Consider the following 21240-nt stretch of genomic DNA (forward strand, 5'->3'; position numbering starts at 1 on the left):
CTTAAGTACTTTTCTTTAAACTGGCTAATACGGCAAATGGGTTTGGTTTTTCTGCCTCGGGAGGCAGTTCACCATACACCATGTCCGCTTCGGACACTTCACAGTGTTCAGAATCATGAACCGGAACAACTGGTAAGGATAGAATTATTTCATCTTCTATCATTCCCAGCAAATCTATTTCACCAAATTCATCAATTTGAATCGGTTCGTAGAGCTCCGGTAATGCTTCGGCCTTTTCGTCATTGACGACAGGACTAAAACAATACGATACGTAGGCATGATGCTTGAAATTTTTTCCGCAACGTTGGCATTGGAGGGTGAGATCCACATCGGATTTCCCTTCGATAACCGTGAGACGTTGTTTATCAATATTAAATGATAATTCGGTTTCTACATCACTGTCTACACTGACTACTGATTCTGCAAGACGTGCAACTTGCTCAGGTGTATAACTCCCGACATAGTCGAGGTTTTTCTGAGCTGCACGCTGCGCATCGATAGTCAGGGGTAATTTTACCTTTTGCATAAGGCGCGCATATTAACTTTGTAATGAGCTATAGTCAAAGAAAAAGGCGGGGTAAACTCGCCTTTTCACCAAAAAACCGTAGGTTTTACGTTTTATAGTTTAAAATGAGTTAACCCTTTTGGCTACGAGTTTCGAGAAAAATCATGAAATCGATTATTTTGGCGTCAACTTCAACCTACCGACAAGCCCTACTAAAAAAACTGGGATTACCTTTTTTAGCAGTGGCCCCCAATATTGATGAGTCCCCCATTTTGAATGAGTCGGCTCAGGCTTTAGTTATGCGTTTATCTCATGCAAAGGCTAACGCACTCTCAGCTCAATACTCTCAGCACTTGATTATTGGCTCTGATCAAGTTTGTGTTATTGATAATAAAATTATGGGGAAACCGCATAATTTTGAAAACGCTTTTCAGCAGCTTAAATCCGCGTCAGGTAATAAGGTCACTTTTTATACTGGACTATGCCTGCTTGATACTGAAACAGATAAATTTAATGTGCAGTGTGAATTGTTTCACGTTCATTTCAGGCAACTATCTGATGCAGAAATAACGAATTACCTACTTAAAGATGAACCTTATCAATGCGCAGGGAGCTTTAAATCAGAAGGACTAGGAATTAGTTTATTTGAGCGTTTAGAAGGGCGTGACCCCAATACGTTAGTTGGGCTTCCGCTTATTTTATTACTCGAAATGTTACGTCCACACCAAGTTAGCCCATTATTTGATAATTAATCCTTTATACTGGCAGGGAAAACCTGCCAGTTAATCAAATGACTTACTTTTCTGCTTTACGGCTACGTAATATTTTTAGGCAGTGATTCAATTGGTTATCTAAAGGGGCTTGCAAACGCATCTCTTCACCCGTTTTAGGGTGCGTAAATTTCAATGCACTCGCATGCAAAAATAAGCGATTTAAACCTGTCCCTGCCAGTTGGCTATCAAATTGCTTGTCACCGTACCGGTCATCAAATGCAATAGGATGCCCTGCATAAAGTGTATGAACACGTATTTGATGTGTCCGCCCCGTGACAGGGCTCGCTTTTACCAAAGTTGCATTATCAAACCGTTCTTCCACTTTAAAACGCGTCTCTGACGGTTTTCCTTCACTGCTCACTTTAACGACTCGCTCGCCACTTTGTAGAATGTTTTTAAGTAAAGGGGCTTGAATAACTTTCATGTGCGACTGCCAGTTGCCTCTTACGAGTGCTAAATAATCCTTTTGCATTTGTTTCAAACGCAATTGTTCGTGTAACGCTCGAAGTGCTGAACGCTTTTTAGCCACCAATAAAATACCTGAGGTGTCTCTATCAAGACGATGAACTAACTCAAGGAAACGCGCTTCTGGACGTAACGCTCTTAAACCTTCAATAACACCAAAGCTTAAACCACTCCCACCATGAACAGCAGTTCCCGATGGTTTATTCAGCACTAAAAGAACGTCATCTTCAAATAAAATGCAATTCGCTAATGCAGCGACTTTATCCAGTTTCGCCGAAACCGGTGCGGTTTCACGCTCAGCAACCCTAACGGGAGGAACGCGCACTTGGTCCCCTTCGACTAATTTATATTCAGGCTTTATCCGCCCCTTGTTAACACGCACTTCCCCTTTGCGGATAATGCGATAAATCATACTCTTTGGCACACCTTTAAGTTTAGTGAGCAAAAAGTTATCGATACGTTGCCCAGCTTCGTCATCGCTGATGTCAATAAATTGAACTTGATTTTGTGTATTCATTCGGGAATGCGTTAACTCTAATTGATTAAAATATGCGCTTATTTGCTTTCCCTATCATACCGACTCCACAAAATTTTTTATGTTTTTTTTTAATTTGGTTATTTTCTGCATGATTTATCCTATTTCTAAATAAAATTTCCATATAACTTCCGTATCGACTTGCTATAATAGCTATGGCAATGGAATAATATGAAGTTGCTGAGATGTTTAAAAAACGAAAGTTAACGTTTTATAGGATTTCTTATTTGATGGCGTAACAATGCAGCAATGGCGTAAGACATTTAGCAACATCAAATAAATTAGCGAGCAACGAATTTTGGCTTATTGGGTTAGGAACTTCCGTTTTCTTTAATAACTTACGGCATCCTGATTAAGAACGCTGAATTTTTAATCTAAAAATCAGGTTCACCGAATACTGCGCGTCTCTATACGAACGACTGCCGCGAGGCAGACGGTTTTGTAAAAATCACGAGGCCATCGGTTTACAGTAGCTCTTTCTTTCGCTGCTCTTTATTTAAAAGAAAATAATGAGTAAGTAATAACATGAAAAGAATGCTAATAAACGCAACTCAACAGGAAGAGTTGCGTGTTGCCCTTGTTGACGGGCAACGTCTCTATGATTTGGATATTGAAAGTCCCGGTCATGAGCAAAAAAAGGCCAACATCTATAAAGGTAAAATCACTCGTATCGAACCTAGTCTTGAAGCTGCTTTTGTTGACTACGGCGCTGAAAGACACGGTTTCCTTCCTATCAAAGAAATCGCTCGTGAATATTTCCCAAGCAACTATCACTCTCAAGGCCGTCCTAACATCAAAGATGTGTTAAAAGAAGGCCAAGAAGTTATCGTTCAAGTGGATAAAGAAGAGCGTGGCAATAAAGGTGCGGCGCTAACCACCTTCATTAGCTTGGCAGGAAGTTACCTCGTTTTAATGCCAAATAACCCACGTGCGGGGGGCATTTCACGTCGTATCGAAGGCGAAGATCGAACTGAACTAAAAGAAGCACTGTCTTCTTTACAAATTCCAGACGGCATGGGCTTAATCGTTCGTACCGCAGGTGTGGGTAAATCTGCAGAATCGCTGCAACAAGATTTACTCTACCGTTTGCGTCACTGGGAAGCGATCCAAAAAGCCGCTGAAAATCGCCCTGCACCGTTCTTGATTCACCAAGAAAGTAACGTTATTGTCCGCGCATTCCGCGATTATCTGCGCCCAGATATCGGCGAAATTTTGATTGACAACCCAAAAGTTGTCGAAATGGCACGCAACCATATCGAAGCTATCGGCCGTGGTGATTTTGCAAGCAAAATCAAACACTACAGTGGTGATGTTCCACTCTTTAGCCACTACCAAATTGAATCACAAATCGAATCTGCGTTCCAACGTGAAGTTCGCTTGCCATCAGGCGGTGCATTAGTAATTGATACCACTGAAGCATTGACCGCTATCGATATCAACTCTTCACGTTCAACACGTGGTGGCGATATCGAAGAAACTGCGTTCAACACTAACTTAGAAGCGGCTGATGAAATTGCACGCCAATTGCGTCTTCGCGACTTGGGTGGTTTGATTGTTATCGACTTTATCGATATGACACCCGTTAGGCATCAACGTGAAGTTGAAAACCGCCTACGTGAAGCGGTACGTCAAGACCGTGCACGCATTCAAATTGCACGCATCTCACGCTTTGGGTTATTGGAGATGTCTCGCCAACGTTTGAGCCCTTCTTTAGGTGAGTCAAGCCACCATGTGTGTCCTCGCTGTTCAGGAACCGGAACCATTCGTGACAACGAATCACTTTCTCTGTCCGTTCTTCGTCTTATTGAAGAAGAAGCACTGAAAGAAAATACCCATGAAGTGCATGCCATTGTCCCCGTACAAATCGCCTCTTACCTGCTGAACGAAAAACGCAAAGCGGTCAGTGATATCGAACAACGTCAAAGCCATGTCCGTGTTGTTGTTGTTCCTAATGACCAAATGCAAACGCCTCACTTCCATGTGATCCGCATTCGTAAAGGTGAAGAAGTCAATACGTTAAGCTATAACTTAGCGCAATATCACGAAACAGAGACGTTAAATCAGATTGATGAAACGACATCTGAACGTAAAACACCTGAGCAACCTGCAATTTCTGCTTTTGCACTGCAAGAGCCTGTAGACATGTCTACAGTGAAACCAAAAGAAACTGTAACAAAAGCACCTGTTAAATCAGCGGCGGCTGAACCTGCATCCCCTAGTTTGTTCAGCAAAATTGCGGCATTCTTTAAAGGCCTGTTTGGCGAAGAAGAAAAAGTGGTTGAGAAACCAGCGCCGAAAAACCGCAATAATAATGATCGCCGCCGGAATAATGATCGTCGCAACAATAACCGTCGTAATAATAATCGTCGTGACCGCGATGATACTGACAATCGTGATAACCGTGATAATCGCGACAACCGTAATGATCGCAATAAAGGTCGCAACAATAAGAATACGAACACGCAAGACGAGCAAACAACTGACAATGCGAATCGTGATAATCAGCAACAACGTCGTGAACAACGCGCTGAACGTCGCCGTCGTCAAGATGAAAAACGTCAACAGCAAGTTGCTAAATCACAACAAGATGTTCAGCAAGACAATGTAGAGAATGCGGCTGAAAAGGAAGAAGAACAACGTCCTGTTACGCCACGTCGCCAACGTCGTCAATTGACACAAAAAATCCGTGTAACAGACAACGAACAAGTAGCTGAAGTGACTGAAGTCACGGAGGCAATGCCTGTTGCTGCATTACCAGCACTCGTTGCCCCTACTACCCCAGTTGAAAGTGACGCACAAACTGACGACCTGCAAGAGTTAAACACTCAAGCAGAAGGCGAAGAAAAGCAAGACACCATCATTCCACGACGCTCACGTCGTTCACCACGTCACTTACGTGTCAGTGGGCAACGTCGCCGTCGTTATCGTGATGAACGCCATCTAACTAAATCACCAATGCCATTAATCGCTGCCGTTGCCTCACCTGAGCTGGCGTCTGGCAAAGTATTTATTCATTACCCAATTGCCCAGCCTCAACAAGAAAGCATGGCAATCATCACTAATGAAGAAATGCTTGAACAACAAAGTATTAATGATGCTCCTGTAGCAGAAACGACAAATGTTACCCCGTCACAAAGTAGCGTGGCCGTCACTCCTGTCGTGGCTGAGGAAGTTAAGCAAGTGTCGCATGACACTCCAGTGGAAACCGTTAATACTGAAGAAACATCTTTAGTTAACGAAGCAACCGCTGTCGATCACATGGTTGAATCAGCACCAATTGCCATCGATGAAACTAACGGTACACAGGAAGTTGAAACCGTCGAAGTAATAAAAGAGACTGTAGAAATAGCGGCTGAGATTATTGAACCGCAAGTTGAAACAGCTCAAACAGAAACGGTTGAAAGCGTTACTATCGTAGACGAACAAACGGCGCCTGTTATTGTCAATGAAGAGGTTAATGACGTCGTTGAAGAAACGCAGCTTCCTCAAGTTACTATCACGGCTTCAACTGAAGTAGTCAGTGTCGAGGAAGTTATCGAACCTGTTGCCGTAGCTGAACCAGCAACGGTAGCAAGCAGCCCAGCGGTCAGCTTACATAAACGTCATGCTTATTCTCCAATGACAAAAGCACCAGCCCCTGCAGTTGCTGCTGCACCATTTGAGATAACAGAATTCCAGCGTGAAGCCTCTACCTTTGAAGGTAAAGGTGGCGCAGGTGGCCACGTTGCTTCAAACGTCGCAACCTCTGAAATGGCAAAACCTGCTGATTTCTAACAACTCGCTAGCTGTAAACATAAAAGCCTTGATAGGAAACTATCAGGGCTTTTTTATTACAATACATTTCATGAATAATAAATTTTTTAATTAAAAAAAACTCATCATCTCGCCAGTTTTTTACATTGAGCTCTCAACGAATTTGTGTTTGTATTGCTGTGTTTATATACAGTTATTTTATAAAGAAAAGGGAAATATATGTTAAAAGTCATTGCGGAAGATTTTATTCAAAGCGAAGCGATTGAGATTGTTATGCCGCTATACCGTGAATTGGTCGCTGCAACTAAACAAGAACCATTGTGTATCAGTTATGACCTTTACGTTGACCAAAAAGATCCTGGGCACTTTATTTTTATCGAGGAGTGGCCGAATCAAGAAGCGCTCGATATTCACTGTGCCAGCGAACATTTCAAACGCCTCGTTCCTCTAATCAACAGCTATAAGCGTTCGGACCCTATTATCAAACTGATGAATGGTGCTTTTGAATAAGCACATTAACTAAACGTGCCCCCAAGCATATAACTAGTACCCATACACAACACTACAGGCCGAATTCTGATATCGACAAAAAAACCTACATAATCCTCTAAATATTTCTGCCTGTCGCTAGGCGGCAAGCTAAACAAGACCCTAGGAGCATACACGAGTATGTGACTAGGGCGAGTGTGCGACGCCCGCAACACGACAGACTGAAATATGATGAATACATAATCCTCTAAATAGTTCGGCCTGTCGCTAGGCGGCGAGCTAAACAAGACCCTAGGAGCATACACGAGTATGTGACTAGGGCGAGTGTGCGATGCCAACAACGCGACAGGGCGAAATATGACGAGGATTTTTAGAACCAAGGAGCTTGGGTCATCACCGAACCATAAAACAAGGCTCTGCCAGCTAACTCTCCGCTAAACATCGCCAACATTATCAATACAAGTAAGACGGCGGATGGTCGCTCCTTGTATGCTTTTATCACCATAATGCAAGGCAATATCATACTCATCACTACTTGCCACCATAGCAAGTAGCTCCCGCCTTGGCTTGCAGGTAATTGTAAGCGAATAATCTGTGCAATTAATACCAATGCAACGCCTATCAGCACGCCAACTTTAATGGTCGAGGGTAATAACTTGCCTTGCCCAATAACAAATAAGGCTACTAGACTAAAACCAAGGACAATTGCACTGCCTATAAACGCGATTTGGGTTGCCGGTGTATGCCATAATGGGTGAGCAACCATTTGATAATAGACTTGTGCTGTGACAAGTATAGCGGCTAATCCACCAATCCCACTGATCCAGCCTAATATCGTATTGCGCGTGTTTACTGTGGGTTGCAACCAGCAAGATAGAGCCCACAAAGTGATAACACCATTTAATAATACAAATGTCACAGCCTCGCGACTTAGCCATGAATGACTTAGCCCCAGAACGGAACGGTATGCTTCGAGAGGCACACCTAAATGCCCCATTGACATAGATGAACCAATAACTTCAATCAGCCATATCAATAGCACTGCGCGACGTAATACAGAGCCTGATAATAAGGAGCCCTGACAGGCTTTCATTTGGTAAATGGTTAATGCGAGAACAGCACCAATCCCCCATTGGCTCATCACTGTAAAAAATACCAGAGGGAGTTCCATATGTTTAATATCCATGATTAGTCCTCCATCCCAATAACCACAATGTTTGGATTGCTGATCGTGTGGTCTGGCATATTATAACGCTGTTCCAGTACCGCCCAGTTTGTCGTGTGCTTCTTACGCAATTCCGTAATGTCGCCAAACTCAATGGCCCCCGTAGGGCAAGACTCCACACACCTTGGTAGTAGACCTTCATCTAACCGTTCCGCACACATATTACACTTGCTAGTTTTCCCTTCTGCGGGGTCAAACACAGGGGCATGATATGGACAGGCCATAATACACATCTGGCAACCAATACATTTCTCATGATCTTGAACGACAATACCGTCTGCCCGTTTGGTATAGGTGTCTGCTGGGCAAACTTTTAAACATTGTGGGTCATCACAATGGTTACAAGACATCGTAATAAATGCTTGAGTATTCGGTGAATCATCATTGAATTCGCGAACTCGACGCCACAAGACACCCGGCGGGGTCACATTCTCAGATTTACAAGCCATTGAACAAGTGCGGCAACCATAGCAATCTTTTGTATTTATTAAAAAACCATATTGCTTGACCATGATTAAGCCTCCCTTCTTACATCAACTAACGTACTATTACAGCAGTGCCCCGTTCCCAAATGTTCAACTTGGTCATTCGTGACATGACTGCTGCTTCCCCCCTGCTGTTCCCACCAACCGTTATCCAGTGAAATCACGCCTTTCTTAATATGCGTTGTCACGACAGCAATGGCTCGGTGTTCTCCTCGGTCATTAAAGGTGATTGCCCATTCCCCATTCTTAATACCTCTAGATTTGGCATCTTCTGGGTGAATCAAGACATTCGGCTGGTTTCGTTGTACTTCAAGGATCCATTCATTCATTCCATGACTTGAGTGCACACTACGCGCTAACTTGCGCTGAACCGCCATCAAAGGATACTTTTTGGCTAATTCAGGTGAGCCTTTAACAGACTCGGTCACTTGGTAGTAAGCGACGACAGGTGAGAAATTTTTCTTTTGCCAATCTTCAACAAACAAGTGTGCTTTTTTGGTTGATGTCCTAAAAATACCGTCTTTAAATGGTACCCAATCCCCTTCTACCGGCCGCACGGGACCTTTTTCCAACATTTGGCGAGTAATACCAGAGCCGACTAAACAAGCATCAATATAGTGCTCTATTGGCTTATTAAATACGTCGCCAAAGCCGAAACGTTCTGCTAATCGAGCGAAAATCCAATAGTCGGGTTTTGCTTCACCTGCTGGCTCAACCGCCTTTTCCATTAATTGGACATATTGGCTACGAACGCCCGCCATCAAGCTGGTATCTTCAAAAATAGTGGTCACAGGTAAAACTAAATCAGCATATAAGGCTGTTGAGCTCATGAGATTGTCTGCTACCACAACAAATGGAACTTTTTTCAGTGCTTCGCGAACCTTGTTGGTATTCGGCAATTGGGTCATAACCCCCATCGTCATAATCCACCAGAAATTAATCGGATGTGGCTTTTCATTGACGATAAAATCGCCAACTTTCGCTACAGGAATGGGAGGAATGTTTTTCACATTCGGCGCCGGTGGCACTATTGGACTAAAATTAGCCATTTGCCGAGCTCCGCCAGCATCACAAACACCCGCCCCTCGTTTACCTATATTTCCAGTCAATAAGGCGAGATAGAACTGGCTTCCTGCGACATAAGCGCCATGTTCGGTTCGTTGTGCTCCTGACATGTTTTGCACAATCATTGAAGGAGTTATTGATGAGTAATCCCGAGCAAGACGTACAATAGTTTCCGTTGGAACATCCGTTTCTTCACTGACCCGGGCAATATCCCAACCTTTTGCTTGCTGGTAAATTTGTTCAAAAACAGTGGTGTAATTCAAATCCTCTGGAAGTTCATGTTGAAAAAGTGCCGGTTTAATGCCCGATGAATCATGACGAACTAATTGTCTGCTTAATGTGTCGAAAACTAAATAGCTGTCCTTATCATCTTTGTTTTGCCTGACTTGTTTTTGATTCGCATCGACCAAATAAACCGCGCCAGTATGAGCCCTCAAGAAATTTTCATCTATCCGGTTTTCTTCAATAATAATTTTAATCATACCTAAAGCAAGCGCGGTATCTGTCCCTGGAATAATAGGTATCCACTCGTCCGCTTTTGCAGCTGTTTCACTAAAACGCGGATCAATCACCACTAATCGAGCGCCATTTCTTCTCGCTTGGTTATAATTTTTAAAATAGGCTTGCATCGTAACAGCTGGGTTATTGCCCCAACACAGGATATAACGGCTATCCGCTATCGTATCGCGGGTATCTGCATACCTCAGGCCGAGCATCGGGATCATCGCAGCTGTTACAGCAGAGCAACAAAGTGAACCCGCTTGTTTCGTTGACCCGCCTAAATAATCAAAGAAAGCCTTCCCCATATCATTTTTAATCGAGTCCATATTTCCGGCATGAGTGGAAATAAACAACCCTTCATTACCATATTTATCAATGGTCTCTCTAATATTTTTTTCAATAAGATCCAGCGCCTCATCCCAACTTATCGGTTTGAATTCAGCTTTACCTTTTTCGCCTACTCGTAGTAACGGTGTTTTGATGCGTTGATCATGATAGACCCATTTAGTTCGGCTCATACCTCGCAAGCAACATTTGACATTAAACCCTTCCGTCGCCTGAATTTTCATCAGCTTACCTTGGTAGGTATATGCGGTTAGGTTGCAATGTAAACACTCCATTGCACAAGTTGACCGAAATGTTTTGTAGTCCGACAGTTTGAGTCGCACCTTCGGTAAGGGTTGATTGCTGTTTCCTTGTGCATAAGAACAGGGGGCGATACTCGCCAACCCTACAACGCCAAGCCCTTTGAGTAGAGTTCGGCGTTTCAAACGTAGTGAATTTATCGTTTTCATTATAGTAAACCTCGACATTGCCTTTATAAGTACACTATATATATACGCCATTCACTAAAGATGAACTTGAGTAGCATCAATAATTCTATCTATTTATAGGTAATAAGGTGCTACCGCTTTCGGATTATTCTTCTGCGTTATTGGTTCGTTAGCAGCGCAAGGCAACTCATGGTAAAATTTCAGGACTTGTTAAACTGAGGTTTATGTATGTCTACTCTGCAAGGTGTTAATTCTGTTGATATAGCCGTAAGCATTTTAAATTATATTGCTCAAAATGGGGGCATTGCTCGTGCAGCGGATATTTCAAAAGGTTGTGAGATATCAAAAAGCCGTCTACATAAATATTTGGTTTCACTGTGCCGTACACAAATGCTGTACCAAGATACTCAAACTAGCCGTTATGGTTTAGGCCGCAATTTAACCTTCTTAGCTAATTTTGTTAAACCTGAAGACTCATACATCGACGCCATTAACAATAATTTGATTCAATTTCGCGATGAACAAAACGTTTCAACAGGCATAGCCACGCGTCTAGGAAAGGCACTGTCTTTAGTGAAATATAATCGTAGCTTCAAAAATATTGAAATTGACTTTTTACCTAACACGCCATTGCCTGTCGTAAAAAGTGCTGCTGGGCTGATTTATTCTGCATTTGATAACCAATTTGGTTCGAATTCCTATTCGCAGGACGAAATTAATAAAGTTATCCAACAAGGCTATGCCATCCGTTACCAACCAACTGAAGGAATTCCCGGAGCGCAATCTATTGCTTGTCCTGTATTTAATGGCGAAGGCCAGCTTGTCGCAGCAGCAGTGACGATGGGATTTATTGCAGAAAATGAAATGGAAAGGTTAGCAACCGCATTAATCAAACAAGTTAATAGGTTAAATTTATAATCACTACGTGCGGTCGATGCTATCTATCAACTCAAGTCAAAAACAATAAAGCCGAGATGACCTCGGCTTTACGTGGTAATTATTTCACATCAATACGCGGTAATTCACCCATCTCTTTGAGCTTTTTCGATATTTCACGACGTTCTTTGGAGAGTTCAGCGTTCTTGATAATATAATCATCAACACGATCATCATAATCACTACGCATATTCGCAATAATTGCCTGAATATCTTCAATCGACATACCTGGTTTTATATATTCACTCAAGTTATCCAGCAGCAAAACACGCTTCTGGTTATCACGAATTTTTTTCTCATTGTCGGTTATTTCACGACGAATTTTATTTTTGCGACGAAACATACGCACAAATTCCAGAACATTTTGGAAAGACGGCTTGTTAGCGTTGTCCATGTTTAAAACCCTCTAGTCAATATTCAAAACGCATTATCTATTAACACAATACAATCTAATCCTATTGAGTTACAAGCCCGTTTCGCATATTTATCAAATTATTCCGCTGAAAATTGATTTCACTTTATACTTTAACGACCAAATTTTCGGAGTGATCTTGATTACATTTATTTGTTTGATCTTTTTCTCTGATTTCTTGATGACCTGCCCCATCACCTCTGAGACAAAATGCAGATAATATCGTCGTAATAATAACAAATATCCCCATGACCAGATAGGTATCAGCAAAACCAATTTTATCATACCCCCAACCCGCTAATGGCGATAAAATACTTGCAACGACAGAGCTCATGCAACTAAAGCCAACCAAATAAAGTGTCGATGACAAACGTTTATCGAAATGAAGACTGTTATATTTAAAAATCGCGACTAACAGAATCGGGAGCTCAACGGCATGCAGTAATTTCATTATCGATATCATAATCGCGCCATCAACTAGGCCTGAACCAATAATGCGTAGCGCCATGACAGAACTCGCAAACAGCAATCCATTTTTAGCACCAATTCGGTTGACGATAAATGGCGCTAAAAACATTCCTCCTGCCTCCAAGAAAACCTGCAATGAATTTAGATAACCGTACATCTCATTACCTAATTGCTCACTTTGAAACTGATGGGCAAAATACACCATAAATTGCTGGTCATACACACTGTATATACAGGTACCTAATACAAACAATATCAAAGCCCAAAAATGGGGCTGTACAAACAATTGCAAAGCATCTTTCACAGTGATGGCTGAAGGTTTACCATGTTCAAGGCTATTATAGGCATCTGCGTTTGCCGTTTTTAAATTCAATAAAATAACTAAAAATAATAAGCCTGAAACGGTTGCCATAATAAAATTGTAATCAGGGTTCAGGTTAATATTACGCCCAGCAAAAAACGTTGCAGTCGCCCAACCCAATGAGCCCCACATCCTCGCTTTTCCATATTCAAAATTACGTAATCGGCTAACTCGCTCTGTATAAGATTCAAGTACACCAATGCCCGCATGAAAAGTCATGCCAATAAACAAACCACCAATAACACTACCCAAAAACACATTCCATCTTAGCAATGTACCGAAAACCATAAAAAATGGCCCAGATGAAATCAGTAGAACTGCAATAAATAACAGTAAATTTTTTCGTAATCCTAATTTATCTTGCATAAACCCATAGAGTGGCTGTGCGCAAAGTGCCACAATCGAAATACAAGAGAAAATAAATCCTGTATCCGCCCCATCCAAGCCAACATATTTACGCAGCCAGATTGCGACGACAGAAAACGTTGATGACCACGTGAAAAAGAAAAAAAACAATAATGCACTCAAAGAGGCATAATACTTTCTTGAGCCACGATTCATATTTCATCACCTATCAAAAATTATCTTGATGAAATGTTAAGGTTAACATTAATTTCAAACCACAAAATAGCCTGTTAATTGTGATGTTAATCACCAATGTTAACGTTAACAATTGATATATGTGATATCAATCACGATATACTCTCGCAAATTAATGACGAATGTCTGCTGGGTAAAAGATTTCATCAAATCATCCAAGTTATGCGGCTCTCAATCTTACCCACTCAATATCAGATAGCCTTAGTTTAGCTTTTACGGTAGATAAGGTATCATTAATCAACAAGGTATAGTGAATAGCAATAAATTAACCACTATCAATCTACTATATAATCATCAAAATGGTGAAAACGTTGCAAGATAATAAAAAACAACCGACCTTTTTTATTCATGACTATGAAACCTTTGGTAAGCGCCCTGCTCTCGATAGGCCTGCGCAGTTTGCAGGCGTTCGCACTGACCTTGATTTTAATATCATTGAAGAACCCGAAGTTTTTTATTGTGCTCCGGCTGATGACTATTTACCGCAACCTGAAGCCGTCATGATCACTGGGATCACCCCGCAAGTCGCATTATCTCAAGGCATAAATGAAGCCGAGTTTGCTAAACGAATTCATGCGGCTTTTAGTGTCCCTAATACCTGTATTATGGGCTACAACAATATTCGTTTCGATGATGAAGTTACGCGTAATATTTTTTACCGAAATTTTTACGACCCATATGCATATAGTTGGCAACAAGGAAATTCGCGTTGGGATTTACTCGACACTTTGCGTGCCTGTTTTGCGCTTCGCCCTGAAGGTATTCAATGGCCAGAAAATGAAGATGGTTTACCGAGTATGCGTTTAGAACATTTGACCAAAGCAAATGGGGTTGCTCATGAAAATGCACATGATGCAATGTCTGACGTTTTAGCGACTATAAATATGGCAAAACTGTTGAAAGCCGCTCAACCGCGAATGTTCGATTACTTTTATCAGTTAAGAAATAAAAATAAAATAAGTCAACTTATTGATATTGTAGAAATAACACCATTAGTTCATGTCTCTGGTATGTTTGGCGCATTGCGCTCTTATGTCAGTTTAGTCGCTCCACTTGCTTGGCATCCCGATAACAAAAATGCCGTTATTATGTGCGATTTATCTGCCGATATCTCACCATTAATTGAGTTAGACGTTCAACAATTACGTACCCGATTATATACGCCTAAAGCTGAATTGGCGGGCGCTTCTCCCGTTCCTGTAAAATTAGTTCATATTAATAAATGCCCAATTTTAGCGCCAGAAAAGACACTGCGCCCAGAAGATGCACAGCGAACAGGTGTTGACCGTGACTTATGTATGCGCAATCTGGAAACCTTACGCAAGCACCCTGAAATTCGTAATAAACTAATTGAGTTATTTAGCGAGCCTCAAATATTTGCAGAGTCAGATGATGTCGATACACAAATTTATAATGGTTTTTTCAGTCCTTCTGACCGCTCAACGATGGATATTATTCGTGAAACTTCCCCACAGAACTTACCTGCATTGGAATTAAGTTTTGAAGATAAGCGCATGAAAGAACTTTTCTTTCGCTATAAAGCACGTAATTACCCTGCAACCTTATCTTATGATGAGCAGCAGCGCTGGTTACAGCACCGTAGAGACTACTTTAATGAAGAGCGTTTAACAGAATATATGCAACAAATACAGCTATTACTTGTAGAGCATCAACATGATGAAAAGCGTTGCCAGCAATTAAAAGCATTGATTAATTATGCGAGAGACCTCGCCAGCTAATTTAGTCATAAAAAAGCAGATATTGAAATGCTTACCAATACCTGCTTTTTTTCATTTATATGACACGTGCCTTAATGGTCATGAGAATGACCGCAACCACAATCCCCTTCCCAATTTTTTCGTTTAGTTGTTTTACCTAAACCGGGGTTCATTGTATTTGTTGGGTCAGATTGCTTATAGAACGATTTCAACTGTTCAGGGGCTTTATATAAATGACCTACGTTATGCTCTGCAGGATATTGAGCGCCTCGTTCATCTAACAAAGCTAACATTTTTTCTTTTAGCTCTTTCGGGTCTACGCCTTTTTTCAATACATAATCCTGATGCATAACATGGCACATAAAGTGGCCACAGTATAATTTATGCACCAATAACTTTTCAATTTCTGGTGGTAACGTTTCAAACCAATTTCTATCATTGCGGCGTAATGCGATATCAAGAGGTAAAACATCTTCCACATCTTTGTTGTGGACAGCATGATAACGAACCGCAGAACCCGCAGCAGCAAAACGATGTAAAAATGCTTTTGTTCCCTCCTCGGGTGTACATTCAAAATAGCCGCCATCTGCGCTTGAAAAATAAGATTTTAGCCAAACTTTAGCTTCATCAATGCCGTCTCCAGCCATTTTTAACATTAAGTGGTGTTCGTAACGATCACGGAACTCTTTCATACGAGGCGGCAAATGGGAGGGCCATAATTTACTGAGAGCCTGCATAGTACGGTCAATCAGATTTGATGGCAGGAATGGGACTTTATTTAATACCGCATCAATTCGCCCTTTAATGGTGAAAAACATTGGCATTTTGTCAGTGCCGAATTTATCAATCATTAAAAAGGTATCTTTGCCATAAACTTCTGCAATATCGAAGCAACCGCGATGCATATATTCACCTGCTACTGGCAGGTTTTTAAATTCACTCAAAATATAACGACGGATATCTTCCAAAACATCTGGATTATTAGAACCGATATAAAATACCTGTGTTTTTTTATCTGCAGGGAAAGTATCTAAGCGAACAGCAAATACGGCTAATTTTCCAGCGCACCCTGATGCTTCAAATAGACGGCGTTCATCAGCATTAAAGCGTGATGGTGTATCGGCATCGACATCACGAACGCGTTCTGCATATTCGTGATCAGAGGCTAATTTATCGCTAACTTGTACGTCTTCACTGCTATAACCGCGATTTTGCAGATTTGTCAGAATTTCTTCTGGGGTGTCCCCTAAATCGATACCAAGATGATTTACCAATTCTACTTTGCCATCATCATTGACTCGACCATAGAGAGCCAGCTCCGTATAAGCAGGACCTCGGCGTACTAGCGACCCACCAGAACTATTACAAATCCCCCCAACTACAGAAGCACCAATACACGAAGACCCAATCAAAGAGTGCGGTTCGCGCCCTAATGGTTTTAAGATTTTTTCCAGATCGTACAAAGTGCTTCCCGGCATCGCAACCACTTGGTTAAATTCTGGTAAAACTTGAATTTGGTTTAATTTCAATGTACTAATGATGACGATATCGCGATCATAATCATAACCGCTCGGTGTTGACCCTTCGGTTAACCCTGTATTCGCTGCTTGCATCAGGACAATTTTGTCCGCTTCAACACACGCCTTGAAAACATACCATTGTTCGAGCAATGTTGTTGGAAATACAACCGCGATTGCATCCCCCATACCAGAGCGAAAGCCTTTGCGATAACGTTCTGTTTTATGCGGCTCTGTTAAAATATTTTTTTTGCCAACAATATTCCTAAGCGTCAGTAATAACCGTTGATTCTCAGGTTTCTTTGCATCATTCATTTGTGTGCCTTATTAATCGAATTCGTAATTATCATAGTTATGCATTATGTGTTGTAACAACAATATCACATAATATTATGATGTTAATAGGCTACACGCTTTATCTTAAATAATTCTTAACGGGTAAAAAAATAGCGCCTCAAGGACGCTATTTGATCAATTCTAATTCTGAGTATATTCAAAATAGTTCGTGTTGTAGCAAGGCGCCGAGCAAAACGAGCATGGGGAGCATACATAAGTATGTGACCCATGTCGTTTTGAGAACGCAACGCAGCTACAGCGCGAAATATGAAGAATATAGTTAGATGTCGCTCATTTGCGGCATAGGACGCTTAAACATACGCGTTAAAATAGCCATATAAACTAAACCAACCGCAGTCCAGACTAAACCATATACCATTGAATCTTCTTCAATATTTAGCCATAACACACAGACTGTTAATGTCCCTATGACAGGCAAAATCAAATAGTTAATGATATTTTTAGCCCCAGTCATACGGCGTTCACGAATAAAGAATTGGCTGATAACCGAGATATTCACGAAGGTAAACGCGATTAGTGCACCAAAGTTAATTAATGCAGTCGCAAAATCCATTTCAAACCAGATAGCGCCTAGTGCTAAGAAACCAACCATTAATACGTTATATGCAGGAGTGCGCCACGTTGGGCTAACATAACCAAATACTTTTTCTGGGAATACCCCATCACGCCCCATTACATACATCAAACGCGCACTACCCGCATGAGCCGCCATACCTGACGCTAATACCGTAACACATGAGAACACCAGAATGATTGACTGGAAGAATGTTCCAGCAACAAAACGCATAATATCTGGTTGTGTTTCATTAATATTCTTAAAGCGTGATACATCAGGGAAGTATTGCTGTAAGAAGAAAGAAACGGTAATAAAGATAACCCCACCAATTAACGCAGTTAAGAAAATAGCACGCGGGATAACTTTACCTGCATTTGGCGTTTCTTCTGACAGTGAGCTTAATCCGTCGAAACCTAAGAATGAAAAACAAAGAATTGTCGCCCCAGCTATCAGCGGAATCACTTCGGTTTTTTCATTAGCAAATGGGTTAAAGGTCCAAATTTCTCCTGTACCTTCACCGTTAGTGACACCGTGGATAACAAGCCCAGTAAACACAGCCATGACACCAACTTGGATAATCGCAATCACGGTACTTAAGTTCGCTATTACGTTGATACCGCGTAAGTTTGCTGCCGTCATCAATATGACTAGACCCACAACAAAAATCGCTGGTTCAACATTAGGGAAAATATCTTGTAAATAAATTTTAGCCAATAAGATGTTGATCATTGGCATAAAAATATAGGACAGCAAGGATGTCCAACCCACCAAGAAGCCAATATGAGGGCTCATTGATTTTTGGGCATAAGTGTACGCTGAACCGGCTGATGGGAAACGCTTCACCAATTTACCGTAGCTCAGAGCAGTAAACAGTATCGCAGCAAGTGCAATAATGTATGAAGTTGGAACATGTCCACCGGTTTTATCTGACACCATTCCGAAGGTATCAAATATCGTCATTGGCTGGATATACGCAATACCGATCATCACTACTTGCACCAATGTTAAGGTTTTTGCAAGTTGTACGCGGTTATTCGCACCCGTTTGATTGTGACCGATGTCTAATGGAATTGGAGTATTATTTTGCACGTCTAAGCCCTCCCATAACTTTCGATTGCATACTACTTCGGCTTAATCGACAGTTACTGGGAAGACTTTGCATCTGCCTATAGGCAGAGAAAAACGAAGAAAGGGAGAAAGGCGTGTGAGCGAAGCCACCGAGAGCCCCGTAGTCATCGATACGGCAGCCGCCAGCGCCTGGCCCTGCTGCGAATGCGAAAAAGTAAGCCATAAAAGCATTCCTCAAATCGGTAGCGAAAAATGTTTGCTACACGTAAATATTAAAATTATCTCTCCGGCTCTATGTCCGGCCCCGCTAGAATGAACGTTCCTAAAAACAAAAAAACCGATGCTTCATTTGATTAAGCATCAGTTATTTTTTAGTTCGCGCATTTTGCACGCCATAACTCGAAATAGCAAGTTAAATTGTTAACAAATCACCCTATTTTCCATGAGAAATTTTGATTATTTCTGACTTTTTGCCATATCTGCTTATAACCTCTTTTTCTTATGATTTTTATCAGGTTTTAATCAACAAAAAACCCTTTGGTAGAAGCCAAAGGGTTTGGATTAATCGAAATTATTTTTTCGATTAGAAGTTGTAGTTGATACCGATATTGTAGCGACGGCCTTCTAATTCAGCACCGTAAGTCGCATTATCGATTCGGCGATCTAATACGTTATATACGCCACCAACAATGTTCGCATTCTTGTTAAGCTGATAACTTGCACCTAAATCAAACAAAGCATAAGATGCTGTACCACTTGACATTTTTTGTCCGCGACCTTGGTATTCAGAGGTTTTTCCACGGAAATTCATACGTGTCCATGTTTCTAAATCTTCAGTTGTTTGCCATGTCAGTGTGGAGTTAGCCATATGTTTAGGCTGCTTATTTAATGGCTTACCTTTATTTACACCACTTTTCTGTTCAGTATCAGTATAGGTGTAGTTAGCTGCAAAACTTAAGTCATCCACAATACGCCAGTTGAAAGTTAGTTCAACACCGCGCATTCTTGCTTTATCAACGTTCGCTTTATCGCTAATGAAACGATACGGTTGGTTAGGTTTGTCACCTTCACCATCTTGAGCTACTGTACATGCTCTTACTGTGCTACTATTTTCTTCACAACGCCTAACTTCAGTAATTTTATCTTTAAAGTCAGTGTTATAGATAGTTATCCCCGCAGTAATATTATCTTGATTGTTCCAGATAACACCAATTTCTTCGGTCACACTTTTCTCTGGTTTTAAGTCAGGATTACCATAAATAACGGCATTACCTGCATTACCACCTGTTGCTTGTCCCCAGTTTGCAGACGATTCACGCAAGCTTGGTGCTTTGTAACCTGTAGTTACCCCACCTTTAATTGTCCATTGTTCATCAGCATGCCATACACCATACAAACGTGGAGTCCAGTGTGAACCGTAGTTTTCGTCTTTATCCATACGAATACCACCCGTTAACGCAAAGTCATTGGTCATTAACCATTCATCTTCTGCGAATAACGCCCAGCTATATCGTTCAAGCTGATTATACTGTTTAAATTTATTACCTTCGTCTTTCAATTTCTCTTTACGATATTGACCGCCAATACTTAAACTATGGTCACCCAGTAAAAAGACACTTTGATTACGGAAAACAAGGTCTTCTGCCGTCATTTTACGGCCTGGGTTTTTTGTCTCATCATATTGAACATAGGTATCTGTTGATGCAATATCATAAATACCCGTATGGGTTAATGCCATATGAGTCAACTCATATTTGCTAAAACCGCTACCGTCGCCTCTTTTGCTTGTATAACCTTCACGGTCATCACGGTGTTGGTTATCACGTTTAAATTCTGCGTCGAAGGTATTTTTGTCATCTGGGGTCAACGATACTGTTGCTCCACCACTCGCCATGATTTGGCGGTTAAAACCATTAATGATTTTATCTTCACCACGATGAGAATATTGCCCTTGTAGTTTTACACCCAATAACCCATCAATTAATGGCCCAGATGTATAGAAACTGCCTTGGCCTGTATTACCTGAATTTTTACGTTCTGTTAATGTTGTATCAGCACGTAAACTGGTCGTCCACTCTTGTTGTACGCGACGAGTGATAATATTAATTACCCCTCCCATCGCATCTGAACCATACAGCGATGACATTGGGCCACGTACCACTTCAATACGTTCAATAGCCGGTAATGGTGGTAACCAACCTTGTTCAATACCTGAATTATCACTATTTGGGCGGGTTGTACGTGTATCAACACGTTTACCATCGATTAAAATCATGGTGTATTTAGCATCCATACCACGAATACTAATGTCAGAACTACTACCACCGCCAGTCACTAAAACACCCGGTACATCTTTTAATGCGTCAGTCACATCACGGTAAGCTTTAGTTTCGAGTTGTTCGCGCGTCACAACAGAAATAGACGCAGGTGCATCTTCAATTTTCTGTTGGTAGCCTGATGCTGTTGTTACATAGATTTTATCATTACTATCATCAGCAAATGCAGGCGCCGCAGCAATAGCCGCAATAATGCTAATTGCCACTTTTCTTTTATTAAAAACAACCATTCCCAACTCTCCAAGAGATATTTTGTTTTATATATGAATTGATTTGCTCACATTGATTTCATTGAATCAAAAAATATTTTTTATTATTGGGGTATTTAAATACCCATAGGAA

Annotated in this window: 16 protein-coding genes; 5 read left to right on the forward strand and 11 right to left on the reverse strand. The window is 41.2% G+C overall.

Going from position 1 to position 21240, the window contains the following annotated elements; all coding sequences use genetic code 11:
* Position 1 precedes the first annotated feature (1 nt).
* Positions 2–526, reverse strand: a complete 525-nt coding sequence (gene yceD / locus PR683_RS05980) for a 23S rRNA accumulation protein YceD (RefSeq protein ID WP_004911841.1) — start codon at positions 524–526, stop codon at positions 2–4.
* Between the two features lie 143 nt (positions 527–669).
* Here yceD and PR683_RS05985 point away from each other — a divergent pair, with 143 nt between their 5' ends.
* The gene (locus PR683_RS05985) at positions 670–1257 is read left to right on the forward strand and encodes a Maf family protein (RefSeq protein WP_164528739.1); all 588 of its coding nucleotides are present in this window, start codon (positions 670–672) and stop codon (positions 1255–1257) included.
* Between the two features lie 43 nt (positions 1258–1300).
* Here the strand turns inward: PR683_RS05985 and rluC are convergent, their stop codons facing one another.
* Positions 1301–2260 carry a 23S rRNA pseudouridine(955/2504/2580) synthase RluC gene (gene rluC, locus PR683_RS05990; protein WP_109911596.1) on the reverse strand — a complete coding sequence of 320 codons (960 nt, stop codon included), beginning with the start codon at positions 2258–2260 and terminating at the stop codon, positions 1301–1303.
* A 543-nt stretch (positions 2261–2803) separates the two neighbouring features.
* Between rluC and rne the strand changes: the two genes are divergently transcribed.
* Together rne and PR683_RS06000 are read left to right on the forward strand one after the other, a co-directional pair.
* Entirely contained in the window at positions 2804–6052 is a 3249-nt protein-coding gene (rne, locus tag PR683_RS05995; RefSeq protein ID WP_272581712.1) for a ribonuclease E, read from the forward strand.
* 198 nt (positions 6053–6250) lie between these two features.
* On the forward strand, positions 6251–6541 hold the full coding sequence (locus PR683_RS06000) for a putative quinol monooxygenase (protein ID WP_004253191.1): 291 nt from the start codon (positions 6251–6253) through the stop codon (positions 6539–6541).
* 349 nt (positions 6542–6890) lie between these two features.
* Here PR683_RS06000 and PR683_RS06005 read toward each other — a convergent pair whose 3' ends face one another.
* From PR683_RS06005 to PR683_RS06015, 3 genes are read right to left on the reverse strand one after another with little or no spacing between them, the layout of a single operon-like run.
* Positions 6891–7706, reverse strand: coding sequence for a dimethyl sulfoxide reductase anchor subunit family protein (locus PR683_RS06005; RefSeq protein ID WP_196719448.1), 816 nt, complete (start codon positions 7704–7706; stop codon positions 6891–6893).
* 2 nt (positions 7707–7708) lie between these two features.
* Positions 7709–8257 carry a 4Fe-4S dicluster domain-containing protein gene (locus PR683_RS06010; protein WP_196718750.1) on the reverse strand — a complete coding sequence of 183 codons (549 nt, stop codon included), beginning with the start codon at positions 8255–8257 and terminating at the stop codon, positions 7709–7711.
* 2 nt (positions 8258–8259) lie between these two features.
* The gene (locus PR683_RS06015; protein ID WP_196718749.1) at positions 8260–10590 is read right to left on the reverse strand and encodes a molybdopterin-containing oxidoreductase family protein; all 2331 of its coding nucleotides are present in this window, start codon (positions 10588–10590) and stop codon (positions 8260–8262) included.
* A gap of 207 nt (positions 10591–10797) precedes the next feature.
* Between PR683_RS06015 and PR683_RS06020 the strand changes: the two genes are divergently transcribed.
* On the forward strand, positions 10798–11487 hold the full coding sequence (locus PR683_RS06020) for a helix-turn-helix domain-containing protein (protein WP_004911864.1): 690 nt from the start codon (positions 10798–10800) through the stop codon (positions 11485–11487).
* 79 nt (positions 11488–11566) lie between these two features.
* On the opposite strand, the gene tmaR is transcribed toward PR683_RS06020, so the two are convergent.
* Complete coding sequence (gene tmaR / locus PR683_RS06025; RefSeq protein ID WP_004253179.1) at positions 11567–11899, reverse strand: PTS system regulator TmaR; 333 nt, start codon at positions 11897–11899, stop codon at positions 11567–11569.
* 124 nt (positions 11900–12023) lie between these two features.
* A complete protein-coding gene (locus PR683_RS06030) occupies positions 12024–13307 on the reverse strand; it encodes an MFS transporter (protein WP_004911868.1) in 1284 nt (427 codons plus the stop codon).
* 350 nt (positions 13308–13657) lie between these two features.
* Here PR683_RS06030 and sbcB point away from each other — a divergent pair, with 350 nt between their 5' ends.
* Entirely contained in the window at positions 13658–15085 is a 1428-nt protein-coding gene (gene sbcB / locus PR683_RS06035) for an exodeoxyribonuclease I (RefSeq protein WP_109911592.1), read from the forward strand.
* A 71-nt stretch (positions 15086–15156) separates the two neighbouring features.
* Here sbcB and dld read toward each other — a convergent pair whose 3' ends face one another.
* The 4 genes from dld to PR683_RS06055 all read right to left on the reverse strand — a co-directional run bounded on the left by dld (position 15157) and on the right by PR683_RS06055 (position 21128).
* On the reverse strand, positions 15157–16896 hold the full coding sequence (gene dld, locus PR683_RS06040) for a D-lactate dehydrogenase (protein WP_196719445.1): 1740 nt from the start codon (positions 16894–16896) through the stop codon (positions 15157–15159).
* A gap of 301 nt (positions 16897–17197) precedes the next feature.
* A complete protein-coding gene (locus PR683_RS06045; protein ID WP_164528736.1) occupies positions 17198–18583 on the reverse strand; it encodes an APC family permease in 1386 nt (461 codons plus the stop codon).
* Positions 18573–18785 (reverse strand): hypothetical protein, encoded by a 213-nt coding sequence (locus tag PR683_RS06050; protein WP_004253162.1) that lies wholly within the window; start codon positions 18783–18785, stop codon positions 18573–18575. The genes PR683_RS06045 and PR683_RS06050 overlap by 11 nt, the downstream gene beginning before the upstream one ends.
* Before the next feature lie 360 nt (positions 18786–19145).
* Complete coding sequence (locus PR683_RS06055; RefSeq protein ID WP_267750814.1) at positions 19146–21128, reverse strand: ligand-gated channel protein; 1983 nt, start codon at positions 21126–21128, stop codon at positions 19146–19148.
* Positions 21129–21240: the final 112 nt, after the last annotated feature.

The organism is Providencia sp. PROV269 (assembly GCF_028477785.1).
In the GTDB taxonomy this organism is placed as follows: Bacteria; Pseudomonadota; Gammaproteobacteria; order Enterobacterales; family Enterobacteriaceae; genus Providencia; species Providencia rettgeri.

What these genes read in the sequence shown, in the direction of transcription:
- yceD (WP_004911841.1), bottom strand. Translation starts at nt 526, where the DNA reads ATGCAAAAGGTAAAATTACCCCTGACTATCGATGCGCAGCGTGCAGCT.
- PR683_RS05985 (WP_164528739.1), top strand. Translation starts at nt 670, where the DNA reads ATGAAATCGATTATTTTGGCGTCAACTTCAACCTACCGACAAGCCCTA.
- rluC (WP_109911596.1), bottom strand. Translation starts at nt 2,260, where the DNA reads ATGAATACACAAAATCAAGTTCAATTTATTGACATCAGCGATGACGAA.
- rne (WP_272581712.1), top strand. Translation starts at nt 2,804, where the DNA reads ATGAAAAGAATGCTAATAAACGCAACTCAACAGGAAGAGTTGCGTGTT.
- PR683_RS06000 (WP_004253191.1), top strand. Translation starts at nt 6,251, where the DNA reads ATGTTAAAAGTCATTGCGGAAGATTTTATTCAAAGCGAAGCGATTGAG.
- PR683_RS06005 (WP_196719448.1), bottom strand. Translation starts at nt 7,706, where the DNA reads ATGGATATTAAACATATGGAACTCCCTCTGGTATTTTTTACAGTGATG.
- PR683_RS06010 (WP_196718750.1), bottom strand. Translation starts at nt 8,257, where the DNA reads ATGGTCAAGCAATATGGTTTTTTAATAAATACAAAAGATTGCTATGGT.
- PR683_RS06015 (WP_196718749.1), bottom strand. Translation starts at nt 10,590, where the DNA reads ATGAAAACGATAAATTCACTACGTTTGAAACGCCGAACTCTACTCAAA.
- PR683_RS06020 (WP_004911864.1), top strand. Translation starts at nt 10,798, where the DNA reads ATGTCTACTCTGCAAGGTGTTAATTCTGTTGATATAGCCGTAAGCATT.
- tmaR (WP_004253179.1), bottom strand. Translation starts at nt 11,899, where the DNA reads ATGGACAACGCTAACAAGCCGTCTTTCCAAAATGTTCTGGAATTTGTG.
- PR683_RS06030 (WP_004911868.1), bottom strand. Translation starts at nt 13,307, where the DNA reads ATGAATCGTGGCTCAAGAAAGTATTATGCCTCTTTGAGTGCATTATTG.
- dld (WP_196719445.1), bottom strand. Translation starts at nt 16,896, where the DNA reads ATGAATGATGCAAAGAAACCTGAGAATCAACGGTTATTACTGACGCTT.
- PR683_RS06050 (WP_004253162.1), bottom strand. Translation starts at nt 18,785, where the DNA reads ATGGCTTACTTTTTCGCATTCGCAGCAGGGCCAGGCGCTGGCGGCTGC.
- PR683_RS06055 (WP_267750814.1), bottom strand. Translation starts at nt 21,128, where the DNA reads ATGGTTGTTTTTAATAAAAGAAAAGTGGCAATTAGCATTATTGCGGCT.